This is a genomic window from Marinobacterium sp. MBR-111, from assembly GCF_040547585.1.
Taxonomy (GTDB): domain Bacteria; phylum Pseudomonadota; class Gammaproteobacteria; order Pseudomonadales; family Balneatricaceae; genus Marinobacterium; species Marinobacterium iners.
This window is the reverse complement of the sequence record NZ_JBEPQA010000006.1, coordinates 104,911-117,000: the sequence shown is the minus strand read 5'-3', so window position 1 is coordinate 117,000 and position 12,090 is coordinate 104,911. Positions and strand designations below refer to the sequence as shown.

General features: G+C 55.8%; 12 protein-coding genes. 7 read left to right on the top strand and 5 right to left on the bottom strand.

The features are described from left to right. Positions 1–2: 2 nt before the first annotated feature. Entirely contained in the window at positions 3–1,058 is a 1,056-nt protein-coding gene (gene bioB, locus ABIE61_RS06305) for a biotin synthase BioB (protein WP_206840428.1), read from the bottom strand. Between the two features lie 92 nt (positions 1,059–1,150). On the opposite strand from bioB, the gene ABIE61_RS06300 reads away from it, so the two are divergent. From ABIE61_RS06300 to ABIE61_RS06270, 7 genes are all read left to right on the top strand, one after another. Continuing rightward, the gene (locus ABIE61_RS06300) at positions 1,151–1,852 is read left to right on the top strand and encodes a ComFC family protein (RefSeq protein ID WP_354407734.1); all 702 of its coding nucleotides are present in this window, start codon (positions 1,151–1,153) and stop codon (positions 1,850–1,852) included. Positions 1,853–1,948: 96 nt separating this feature from the next. Continuing rightward, the gene (locus ABIE61_RS06295; protein ID WP_206840424.1) at positions 1,949–3,580 is read left to right on the top strand and encodes a Na/Pi cotransporter family protein; all 1,632 of its coding nucleotides are present in this window, start codon (positions 1,949–1,951) and stop codon (positions 3,578–3,580) included. Positions 3,581–3,617: 37 nt separating this feature from the next. Next, positions 3,618–4,343: a tRNA (N6-threonylcarbamoyladenosine(37)-N6)-methyltransferase TrmO gene (gene tsaA / locus ABIE61_RS06290; protein WP_242530126.1), complete on the top strand. Its 726-nt coding sequence runs from the start codon at positions 3,618–3,620 to the stop codon at positions 4,341–4,343. Positions 4,344–4,400: 57 nt separating this feature from the next. Further along, positions 4,401–5,384 (top strand): SLAC1 anion channel family protein, encoded by a 984-nt coding sequence (locus tag ABIE61_RS06285; protein ID WP_206840421.1) that lies wholly within the window; start codon positions 4,401–4,403, stop codon positions 5,382–5,384. A gap of 79 nt (positions 5,385–5,463) precedes the next feature. Next, a complete protein-coding gene (locus ABIE61_RS06280) occupies positions 5,464–7,386 on the top strand; it encodes a diguanylate cyclase (protein ID WP_354407730.1) in 1,923 nt (640 codons plus the stop codon). 79 nt (positions 7,387–7,465) lie between these two features. Beyond that, positions 7,466–8,761, top strand: coding sequence for an adenosylmethionine--8-amino-7-oxononanoate transaminase (gene bioA / locus ABIE61_RS06275; RefSeq protein ID WP_206840418.1), 1,296 nt, complete (start codon positions 7,466–7,468; stop codon positions 8,759–8,761). A gap of 24 nt (positions 8,762–8,785) precedes the next feature. Then, positions 8,786–9,217, top strand: coding sequence for an acyl-CoA thioesterase (locus tag ABIE61_RS06270; protein WP_091825436.1), 432 nt, complete (start codon positions 8,786–8,788; stop codon positions 9,215–9,217). A gap of 8 nt (positions 9,218–9,225) precedes the next feature. Here the strand turns inward: ABIE61_RS06270 and dnaB are convergent, their stop codons facing one another. The 4 genes from dnaB to rpsF form a co-directional block, all read right to left on the bottom strand. Next, positions 9,226–10,608 carry a replicative DNA helicase gene (dnaB, locus tag ABIE61_RS06265; RefSeq protein ID WP_091825783.1) on the bottom strand — a complete coding sequence of 461 codons (1,383 nt, stop codon included), beginning with the start codon at positions 10,606–10,608 and terminating at the stop codon, positions 9,226–9,228. 114 nt (positions 10,609–10,722) lie between these two features. Beyond that, the gene (gene rplI, locus ABIE61_RS06260) at positions 10,723–11,169 is read right to left on the bottom strand and encodes a 50S ribosomal protein L9 (RefSeq protein ID WP_091825433.1); all 447 of its coding nucleotides are present in this window, start codon (positions 11,167–11,169) and stop codon (positions 10,723–10,725) included. Between the two features lie 127 nt (positions 11,170–11,296). Next, positions 11,297–11,527: a 30S ribosomal protein S18 gene (gene rpsR / locus ABIE61_RS06255; RefSeq protein ID WP_091825431.1), complete on the bottom strand. Its 231-nt coding sequence runs from the start codon at positions 11,525–11,527 to the stop codon at positions 11,297–11,299. A gap of 30 nt (positions 11,528–11,557) precedes the next feature. Continuing rightward, positions 11,558–11,977 (bottom strand): 30S ribosomal protein S6, encoded by a 420-nt coding sequence (rpsF, locus tag ABIE61_RS06250; RefSeq protein ID WP_091825429.1) that lies wholly within the window; start codon positions 11,975–11,977, stop codon positions 11,558–11,560. Positions 11,978–12,090 lie beyond the last annotated feature (113 nt).

The window sequence follows — 12,090 nt, the reverse complement described above, 5'->3', positions numbered from 1 at the left end:
CCTCAGTGCGCGACGGTGGCGTCGACGAACAGATCAGCATCCTGCTGGGCCTGAATCTCGGCGGCCAGTTTCTGCTCCTGGTCGGCATCGGAGTCTTCGATGCGCTGTTCCGGGCGAATACCCAGACGTTTGAACAGCTGCAGGTCGCGGTTGGTTTCCGGGTTTGGCGTGGTCAGCAGGCATTCGCCGTAGAAGATGGAGTTGGCACCGGCAAAGAACGCCATGGACTGCAATTCGTCGGACATCTGCTCACGACCGGCAGACAGACGCACATGGGATTTGGGCATCATGATACGCGCCACGGCGATGGTACGGATGAATTCCAGAGGGTCGAGGTCTTCCACGTTTTCCAGCGGCGTGCCCTGCACCTTCACCAGCATGTTAATCGGCACCGACTCTGGCTGCTGCGGCAGGTTGGCCAGTTGCATCAGCAGGCCATAACGATCCCTGGCAGTTTCACCCATGCCCAAAATGCCGCCGCTACAGATTTTCATGCCGGAATCACGTACATGCTGCAGGGTATTCAGACGATCCTCGTAGCTGCGCGTAGTGATGATCTTGTCGTAGAACTCCGGCGAGGTGTCCAGGTTGTGGTTGTAGTAATCCAGCCCCGCCTCGGCCAGCTGTTGCGCCTGCGTTTCCTGCAACATGCCAAGCGTCATGCAGGTTTCCAGCCCCATCGCTTTCACGCCCCTGACCATCTCGATTACGTAGGGCATGTCACGCTCGGTGGGGTGTTTCCAGGCCGCGCCCATACAGAAACGGGTTGAGCCGGATTCTTTCGCCTGCCTGGCCTTGTTCAGCACCGCTTCGACTTCCATCAGACGCTGTTTTTCCAGACCGGTATTATAGTGGGCGCTCTGCGGACAGTATTTGCAGTCTTCCGGGCAGGAGCCGGTCTTGATCGACAGCAACGTGCTGACCTGTACCTCATTGGGATTGAAGTGCTGGCGGTGTACGCTTTGAGCCTGAAACAGCAGATCATTCATCGGCAATTCAAACAGGGCGCGTACTTCCTGTTCGGTCCAGTCGTGGCGCACTTCAGCCTGGCTTAGCATAACTCCAATCCCCTTGTGACATAATCATGGGACATGCACGGATCGCATATCAATTCCCAGCATCTTAATTAGACAGAAGGAACTGTCAACCTATGTTTAAATACATAATCAACAGCTGTTTATATAATACACAGAAGTGCTCGCTTTGCGGTGCGTCAGACCACCGGTTTCACGGCCTGTGCGAAGGCTGCCACGCAGACCTGCCGTGGTTGATACATGCCTGCCCTCGTTGTGCTCTGCCTCTTCCCCGCCACCTGTCCGGCCTGTGCTCACATTGCAGCAATGAACTGCCAGCCTTTGACAAGGTACAGGCCGCTTTCACCTATTCATTCCCACTCAGCCAATTAATTCCGGCGATCAAGTATCACCGCCAGCCTGCGCACCTGGGGTGGCTGGCGGCCACGCTCAGCGATTTTATTCGCCAGCGTCACGAGGGCCGCTGGCCAGATGCATTGATACCGGTCCCAATGCACCCCTTCAGCCAGATATACAGAGGCTACAATCAGGCCGAGCTGCTGGCACAAAGATTGAGCCATCAATTACACATTCCGCTTCAGCTCAGCCTGCGCAAGCATCGTCGAACCCCCAAACAGATGTCGCTCAGTCTTGAAGCCAGGCGCCGTAACCTGCAAGACTCATTTACTGTGCGCTCAACCGCTCCTGAGTACGTTGCACTGATCGACGATGTCATGACCACAGGTACCACCGTATCAACATTGGCGCGACTGCTGCGTGAGCATGGCTGTAAACGGGTCGATGTCTGGGTTCTGGCAAGAACACCCGAGAACCGTTAAAAGCCGATAAGCATAGGATTCGGCTACCGATCCATATCGACGGATGTCCGGGTTTTTGCTAGCTTGAAGCTTATTTTCTGCCTGGATGGAAAGGCGATGACATTTGAAATGCTGGGACAGCTGTTTGGTGGTATCGGTCTTTTTTTGCTGGGCATGCAACTGCTCACCAATGGCCTGAAACAGGCAGCCGGGCGCTCCTTGCGCGCAGCACTTGAAATGGCAACAGGCTCACGACTGCGAGGGCTTGTATCAGGTACACTGATTACTGCACTGGTTCAGTCATCCAGCGCCGTAACCGTCGCGACCCTGGGGTTCGTGAACGCAGGCCTGCTGACACTGACCCAATCGGTTTCGATCATCTATGGCAGTAATATCGGTACCACCATGGTCGGTTGGCTGGTGGCACTGATCGGCTTCAAGTTCAAGATCAGCGCCTTTGCGTTACCCATGATCGGGCTCGGCATGGTGCTGCGCATTACAGGCAACAACAATCGGCTGGGCCATATCGGTACCGCAGTGGCCGGCTTTGGCATCTTTTTTATCGGCCTGGATTTCCTGCGCGAGGCGTTCGACGGCCTGAGTTCTTCGGTTCCCCTTGCCGAGCTGGGTGCAGGCCCGTTGGCACTGGCGCTGTTTGTTTTGGCCGGTATTGTGATGACCTTTCTGATGCAGGCCTCCGCCGCCGTCATTGCGATCGCGTTGTCGCTGGTGTACACGGGCAGCATTTCTCTTGCGGCAGCCGCTGCACTGGTTATCGGCGCCAACGTGGGGACCACAACCACCGCCCTGCTGGCGTCCATTGGCGCCACATCCAATGCCAAGCGAATCTCAGCGGCACATGTCATTTTCAACCTGCTGACAGGGCTGGTCGGTCTGACGCTGCTGATGCTGCTGGGGGGCTTCCTCAACCGGTTGGACCCGGCCCAATTTGATCTGGTTGCGTTACTGGCGATGTTCCACACCTTGTTCAATTTACTGGGGGTACTGCTGATGTGGCCTCTGACCGACCGCATGGTCACGTTTCTGAAGCAACGTTTCCGCACCCAGGAAGAAGATGAAGCAACGCCCCAGTATCTGGACAAAAACATCATCACGACCCCCTCCCTCGCGGTTGAAGCGATTAATATGGAGCTGGCCCGCGTCAGCCGTATCTGCAGTCGAATGGCTCGTGAAGCGATCAGCGCTGAACGCGGCGCTGCCACTCGGCTGCAACAACAGTCCGACAGCGTGAACCTGCTGATCAGCCGTATTGGTGACTTCAACCAAGAGCTGGCACGACAGAACCTGAGTATTGAGATCAGTGAAACGCTGCCAATCTCACTCAGGGTTGCGCGCTACTTCAGTGAAGTCGCACGCCTGTCAGCGCGCCTTCCGGAATACTACCCTGTACTGGAGCAGCTCAAGGACCCCGGTGTGCGCACGAGCGTGCAGGAGTTTCAGCAGGCGGTCATCCATCTCATCGACGCCTGTGAAGTGCGCGAAGATCAGGCCATTCAGGGCTACGAAGCACACCAGATGATGCGCCAGGTACAGCGTGAATATCAGTACCTCAAGGGCAGCCTGCTGAACCAGACCATTTCCAGCCTGCTGAACACGGCTGACTCTGTTGCACTGATGGATGCTCTGAGCCACATTCATCGTCTGGCCGAGCAGGCCGAGAAAGCATCGCGTCACTGGAGCAGTACAACGCCGGTACAGAAACGAGCACCACTGGTTGAGGCGGCCTGATCGGGTATACTGCCGGCTGAATCCTGCGGAGTAGACGATGACCGTCCCACACAGCCACAGCATGACACCGATCGGCTTTATCCACAGCCCGTTTGACCAAAAGTTCGGCATCCCGCGCCAGCCGGGGCTGGCCTCTATTCGCGCCCGAATTGAACTGGTTCCCCCCTATTCAAATCCTGAATCGGTACGCGGGCTGGAGCAGTGCAGCCATATCTGGCTGCTGTTCCTGTTCAGTGCAACCTCAGACCAGGGCTGGAGCCCCACTGTGCGGCCACCTCGACTGGGTGGCAACCAGCGTCTGGGAGTATTTGCCACCCGCTCACCGTTTCGCCCCAACCCCATAGGCCTGTCGCCTGTCCGTCTGTGCAGTATCGAGCAAAGCGGAGATAGGGTCTGGCTGGAAGTGGAAGGGGCAGACCTGCTTGACGGAACTCCCATTCTCGACATCAAACCCTACCTTCCCTACGCCGACAGCCTGCCTGAGGCGGAATTTGCTCTGGCGTCACGCATCGAGCGGTTAACACTTCCTGTGCATTTCAGTCAGTCGGCGCAACAGGCTTGCCAGATTCATGCAGGCCGCCTTGGCCAGCCACTGGCGCGACAGATCACCGAAGTCCTGCTGTGTGACCCGCGCCCGGCTTACAGGAAACAGGATGAGGCAAGAGAATACGGTATCAGCCTGTATGGTCTGAACATTCGCTTTCGTATCACGCGGGACCGGGTCGATGTAAACAGTATCACCCTTCAGACTGATCAGGATTGATCCCGACTGATTACGGCCCTAGAATATTAGAACAAACTAAATAAAGGAGCCGCCGCCATGACCGAGCAGCCCAGCTCAACGCTGTCTGCCCCGCAACGCCTGCAGCACTTCCCCATTGCGTTGATTGCAATGGTAATGGGACTCGGAGGCCTCACGCTAAGCTGGCAGAAAGCAGCCTACACACTGGGGATGTCACCACTTGTCGGACAGATCCTGCTGGTAGTAACTGCCTGTGTATTGCTGATGATTACCAGCATCTACCTGCTCAAAACCGTGCGCTTCAGCTCTGAAGTGATAGATGAGTTCAACCACCCGATCAAAATCAGTTTCTTTCCGGCTTTTTCAATCAGCCTGCTGCTTATCGCCACCGCCACCCTGGAGCTTTCACCGGGTCTCTCACGCTATCTGTGGATCAGCGGTGCCATCATTCATCTGCTGCTGACGCTGCATGTGATGAGCCAGTGGATACACCACTCTCGGTTCAAGGTTCAGCACAGTACGCCTGCCTGGTTTATCCCTGTTGTGGGGAACATCGTCGCGCCGATTGCCGGTGTACAGCACGGCTACACCGAAGCCAGCTGGTTCTTCTTCAGCATCGGTCTGCTTTACTGGCTGGTACTGAAAACACTGATTTTCAACCGGGTGCTGTTTCACGACCCCTTGCCTGAAAAAATGCTGCCAACACTCTTCATCATGATCGCACCGCCTGCGGTTGGCTTTGTCTCCTACCTGCAACTGAATCAGGGAGTGGTCGACAGCTTTGCACGTATTCTCTACTACAGCGCGATGTTCATTACGCTGCTTCTTTTTACCCAGCTGCCGCGTTTTTCACGCATTCGTTTTTTCATCTCCTGGTGGGCCTACAGCTTCCCACTGGCAGCATTTTGCATCGCGACCCAAATCATGTTGATGAAGACAGGCAGTGAGTTTTTTCTGCTGCTCTCCTGGCTTTCACTGATTGTGGTGACATTTGTAGTCTGTCTGCTGCTGCTCAAAACCCTGCGCGCAATTACCAGCGGTGCTCTGTTCCAACCGGACTGAGCCCGGGAAGAGGATGCTTTGTGCCCGTCAGCAACGGGTGCTAAGCTGACTCTAAGCTCTCCTTAATGGATCTTGAGCCATGAAGGGCCGAACTATGCGCAAGGGTCTTTATGTATTACTGCTTTCCGGCCTTTTCCTGCTGACAGTGCTGTTCCTGCATCAGGTCCGCCAGGACAGGGTGCAACAGTATCTGGAGCACGCTTCCACTCTGCTGCAGGCAACCTATGACGCCAGCCTGGAGCGATACGCGCTGGCAATGGATACATTTTATGCGGATCTGACCCGCCAGCCTGAACTGATTCACCTGTTTGATCTCGGCATCAATGCCGATAATCATTCAGAGCGCGCACTGCTGAGAGAAGAGCTGTATCAACGACTACTCCCACACTATCAGGACCTGGTGCGACGCGGCATTTCTCAATGGCAGTTCCACCAGGCAGATGGCACCAGTTTTCTACGTTTCCATGCTCCCGGCGTTCATGGTGACTCTCTGGCCGAAATAAGGCCTTCACTTCGACGCCTGCAGGAGCAGCCCAAGGCCTGCTACGGTTTCGAGGTAGGACGCTTTTTCATTGGTTTCCGCTTCATTCAGCCACTCATGCTCGATGGCCAGATGATCGGCAGCATGGAAACAGCCGTTTCCTTTGCCCGTATCCGCCAGACACTGGCATCCCTTTCGCCACGTCAAACCTTCATCTTCCTGCTTGAGCGCAGTACCGTAGAATCGGTGCTGGTAGGTGGCCCTCAGGATCGGCTGCAACCAGCACTGATCAGCCCGGATTTCCTGCTCCATACTGACAGTCTGAATGATGCCCTGAACCAAGAGCTGCCACTGGAAACTCTGCGTCATTCGCTTGCTGCCCAACCCGGCATCCGCCAGCAGCTCAAGACAGGAAAGCCCTTTGCAACAGCCACTTACCATCAAGGTACCGGCTATGCAGTCGCGTTTATTCCGGTACAAACACTGACCGGAGGACTTGGGGGGTACATCCTGTCTATTCACCCGGCACCGCTCCTGACCGGCCTGCAATGGGAATTTTACACCATGCTGGTGGTCAGCCTGCTGGTCACCCTCCTGCTGGGCTCAATGCTGCTTCATCTTCACCAGCAGCGGCATGCCATTCTGGTACAGAAATACCGGCTGGATGCCATCGGGGCTGCTGTTGGCGAAGGCATCTATGTTCTGGACAGGGAGGGTCGGACTCTATACGTCAACAGGGCTGTCAGCCGATTGACCGGCTATAACGAACAGAAGCTGTATCAGGAAAACCTGCATCAGCTGTTGCATCAACATGAAGAGAATGACCTGTCACTGCAGCAGTGTCCGATTTTCTCAAACGCGATCAAGGGTATTACCTACGAAGGTGATGAGCAGTTCAAAACCCGAACCGGAGAACTTCTGCCGGTTGTCGTGACCAGCCAGCCAATGATTGAACGTGGGCAAATAACCGGGGTTGTTACCGTATTCCGCGATATCAGCGACCGTAAGGAAGCGGAACGCAAACTACTGGCCACTACCGACTCCCTGACCGGCTTGAGCAACCGGCGCGCTTTTCTGGAGCGGCTGCATGAAGAGCAACGCCTGAGCCGACGCCTGGGCCACCCCAGCAGCCTGTTAATGATCGACTTCGACCATTTCAAACGGATAAACGACGAATATGGCCACAACACCGGCGACCTGGTATTGCAGCACTTTGCCAGCCTTGCTCGAAGCTGCCTGCGCGAAACTGATTCGATTGGTCGTCTAGGAGGTGAAGAATTTGCCATCCTGCTGCCCGGCACCGGCCTTGAGGGTGCCGTACAGCTGGCAGAACGACTGCGTCACCTGCTTGAGCTGACCCCTACCGAAACGGCGGATGGTCTGATCCCCATGACGCTCTCCATCGGCGTCACCACACTCAATGCCAGTGATACCGGCAGCTCCGAGTTGCTGAGCCGAGCAGATGCAGCTCTGTATCAGGCCAAAAGCGGTGGCCGCAACCGAATTGAAGTGCGCAACTAGTCCTGCGAGAGGTTGCAGCCCGCTGCAAAGACCGCTCTAATGAGCTCCCTCACACCAGTTCCCAGGAGTGGAGATCAGCATGCGCGGCCCTGATACAGAACAGCTTGCCTTTGACAGTCAGCATATCTGGCACCCCTATTCGTCCATGATCAACCCGCCACAGATGTTCCCGGTGGAGTCCGCTTCGGGCGTACGCCTGCGCCTGACAGACGGGCGTGAACTGATCGATGGCATGGCCTCCTGGTGGTCAGTGGTCCATGGTTACAATCATCCGGCTCTGAACCAGGCCGCGCATGAGCAGATCGATCGCATGTCCCATGTGATGTTCGGTGGTCTGACACACTCACCCGCTATTGAGTTGTCACGCAAACTGGTCGAGATGACACCCGAAGGCCTGGAGCGTGTTTTTCTGGCCGATTCCGGCTCGGTTTCCGTCGAAGTCGCGCTGAAAATGGCGATCCAGTACTGGCATGCCCGAGGCAAACCGGAAAAGCACCGCATGATCAGCCTACGCAACGGCTACCATGGCGATACCTTCGGTGCCATGTCGGTGTGCGACCCTGTCAACGGCATGCATGAACTGTTCAGTGGCGTGTTGGCACAGCAGCTGTTTGCCCCTCGCCCGGAGACCCCCTTTGATGGCGGCTTTGCAGCCACCGATATCACAGAGCTCGAACGCCTGCTGGCCCAGCACCATGGTGAGCTGGCAGCACTGATTCTGGAACCCATTGTTCAGGGCGCCGGTGGAATGCGCTTCTACTCCCCCGAATGGCTGCGCCAGGCACGGGCGCTCTGCGACCAGTATGAGGTGCTGCTGATTGCCGACGAGATTGCCACCGGATTTGGTCGCAGCGGCGAGATGTTTGCCTGCAACCATGCCGGCATCAGCCCCGATATCATGTGCCTTGGCAAGGCCCTGACCGGCGGCTACATGACGCTGGCCGCCACGCTGGCCACAGCGGAGATTGCGCATACCATCTCTGCAGGAGGCGCTGGATGCTTCATGCACGGACCCACCTTCATGGCCAACCCGCTGGCCTGCGCCGTGGCACTGGAAAGCCTGAATCAACTCGAACAACAAGACTGGCACTCTCAGGTACAGCGCATTGAATCAGGCCTGAAGCAGGGACTCGAGCCCGCTCGTGCTCTGACCAGCGTAGCCGATGTAAGAGTGCTGGGCGCAATCGGCGTAATCGAGCGTCATGAACCGGTTTCACTGGCCCAGGTGCAGCCCATGTTTGTCGACCGGGGCGTGTGGGTACGCCCATTTGGCAGGCTTGTCTATGTCATGCCAGCCTATATCATGTCAGATGCAGATCTTGCTACCCTCACCGCTGCCATGGTCGCGGTGATGCAGGAACTGGATCGGCTGTAAGCAACTTTCAGGAGAGTGCACGAAATGGCCCGGATCAAACTGGATATGCCGGACAATTACTTGTTCAGCACCGAATTGTGTGTCCGTATCAGCGACATCAACTATGGCGGCCACATGGGCAATGATGCCGTGCTGTCGATGGTACATGAGGCCCGCCTGCGCTTCCTCAAGCATTACCACTACGCCGAGTTTGATGTAGAAGGGGCGGGGATCATCATGACCGACTCTGCCATCGTTTATAAGGCGGAGAGCTTCCATGGTGATCGCGTGCAGGTGGATGTAACGGTGGCCGATTTCAACAAGTACGGCTGCGATCTTTACTATCTGCTGAGCAACAAGGACACGGCGGTAGAGATTGCGCATGCAAAAACCGGCATCGTGTTCTTCGATTACACCGACCGCAAGGTAGTTGCCGTGCCTGAAGGCTTTCGCAACAAGATGCTCAGGGAGTCCTGAGCATCACCCTACTCACCATCATCGTAGTTGTAGTTGATGTGTGAAAGATTCTCGAAACGGGTGTACTGCCCTATAAACGCCAGACGAACCGAACCGATGGGACCGTTACGCTGCTTGCCGATAATGATTTCAGCGGTTCCCTTGTCCGGGCTGTCCTCGTTGTATACCTCATCACGATAGATGAACATGATCACGTCGGCGTCCTGCTCGATAGCGCCGGATTCACGCAGGTCCGAGTTCACCGGACGCTTATTGGGACGCTGTTCAAGGCTTCGGTTCAACTGCGACAGCGCCACCACCGGGCAGCTCATCTCCTTGGCCAGGGCTTTCAAGGATCGGGAAATCTCTGATATCTCCTGGGTACGGCCTTCACTTTTACCCGTTTTAAGGGTCATCAGCTGCAGGTAATCGACCATGATCATGGCAAGATCACCGTGCTCACGCACGATACGTCGTGCACGGGTACGCATCTCGTTGGGACTGATACCGGGCTGGTCATCAATAAACAGCGGCTTGTTCTTGAGCATATTGACCGCAGTCGTCAGCTTGGGCCAGTCATCCTCTTCAAGCTGACCGTTACGTACCTTGGTCTGATTGATACGACCAAGCGATGAAAGCATACGTGTCACCAACTGGTCGGCGGGCATCTCCAGCGAGAACACCAGCACCGGCTTCTCAGTTGCCATCAGAGCATTTTCGACCAGGTTCATGGCGAAAGTGGTTTTACCCATTGAGGGACGCGCTGCCACAATCACCAGGTCCGACTTCTGCAGACCACCGGTACGATCATCCAGGTCATCGAAGCCGGTGGTGACCCCCGTGAGGGAGTCCGCATTGTTGAAGAGTTCATCAATCCGGTCCACCGCACGCTTAAGCAGCGGATTTACCCCCTCGGGGCCTCCCTGATTGGGTCGATTTTCCGCAATTTGGAAGATTTTCTGCTCGGCTTCGTTGAGGATTTCATCAGAGGCGCGACCGCCGGGATGAAATGCACTGTCGGCGATCTCGTTGGCTACGCTGATCATCTGACGCAGCAGTGAACGGTCACGCACAATCTCGGAGTAGGCGCGGATATTCGAGGTACTGGGGGTGTTGCGGGCCAGCGTGACCAGATACTCCAGACCACCCGCATTTTCCAGCTCGCCGGTGCGGTCCAGCTCTTCCGACAGAGTGACCACATCGATCGGCCGGCCTTCATCGATCAGCTTCTGCATGGTACGGAAGATCATGCGATGATCGCCGCGGTAGAACTGATCTTCCAGCAGTACTTCCGAGACCGTATCCCAGGCGTTGTTGTCCAGCATCAGGCCGCCCAGAACCGACTGCTCGGCCTCAATCGAATGGGGTGGCTGCTTGATCTGTTCCAGCACCTCGTCGTTCAGATCTGCCATTTCCACCGGATCACGTCTCCTGAGCTATACAACATCGTCATTTTTGAACATAAAAAAAGCACTGCGCAGTATATACCACGCAGTGCTTTTCCTTAACCGGATTGCAGAGCGAAATTATTCGCCGGCAATAACCAGCTTGATGGTCGCGGTCACTTCAGGGTGTACCTGAATGTCGACGTCGAACTCGCCAACGTGACGGATCGCACCTTCCGGCAGACGTACTTCGCTCTTGTCGGCCTGAACGCCGGCAGAGCTCAGTGCTTCCGCGATATCACGGGTGCCGATGGAACCGAACAGTTTACCCTCGTCACCAGCTTTGGTGACCAGAGACAATTCCAGTTCGTTCAGCTGTTCGGCGCGAGCCTGGGCCTGAGCCAGCTTGTCAGCAGCGGCTTTTTCCAGTTCGGCACGACGCTCTTCAAACTTGGCGACATTATCAGCGGTAGCCGGTACGGCTTTACCCTGAGGAACCAGGTAGTTACGGCCAAATCCCGATTTAACGGCGACCTTGTCACCCAAATTACCCAGTTTACCGATATTTTCGAGCAGAATAACTTCCATCTCGTAAAACCTCTTGTTCTGCAAAGGCTGCAGTCTTGAATCCCGGCTGCTGCACGCAACCTCCGGGCAGCAGCATTAAACGAGTCTGGCAGCACTGTGTGCTGCCTACGGCTGTATCAACCGACGCTTAAACGTCGTGGCTGTCGGTGTACGGCAGCAGAGCCAGGTAGCGGGCGCGCTTGATAGCAGTAGCCAGCTGACGCTGATAGCGTGCCTTGGTGCCAGTGATACGGCTCGGAACGATTTTGCCGGTTTCAGTGATGTAGCCTTTCAGGGTATCCAGATCCTTGTAGTCGATCTGTTTTACGCCTTCAGCGGTGAAACGGCAGAACTTGCGACGACGGAAAAAACGTGCCATCTGAACTTCTCCAATAAATAGGGTTAACGATTACTCTTCAGCAGCTTCTTCATCAGAGCTGTCATCGGCAGAACTGTTGTCCTGCTTCTGCTCTGTGCGCTCTTCGCGACGCGGCTTGCGCTCTTCGCGAGACTCTGCTGCCTTGATCGGAGAAACTTCAGTGACCGCTTCATTGCAACGGATCACCATGTTACGCAGCACAGCGTCGTTGTAACGGAACATGCTGGACAGTTCGTCCAGGATGTCCTGAGTCGTTTCAACATTCATCAGCACATAGTGTGCCTTGTGTGCATTGTTGATCGGGTAAGCCAGCTGACGACGGCCCCAGTCTTCCAGACGGTGAATCTGGCCCTGAGCACCTTCGATCAGAGTCTTGTAGCGCTCGATCATCGCCGGAACCTGCTCGCTCTGGTTCGGGTGAACCAGGAATACGATTTCGTAATGACGCATTTTTGCTCCTTACGGTTTCACAGCCTTCAAGTCACCCGCCGAATGCCGGTGGTTGAAAGCAAGGAGTTGAACAAATAAAAAGGACGCAAAATTCTACTTCAGCGCCCTTCAAG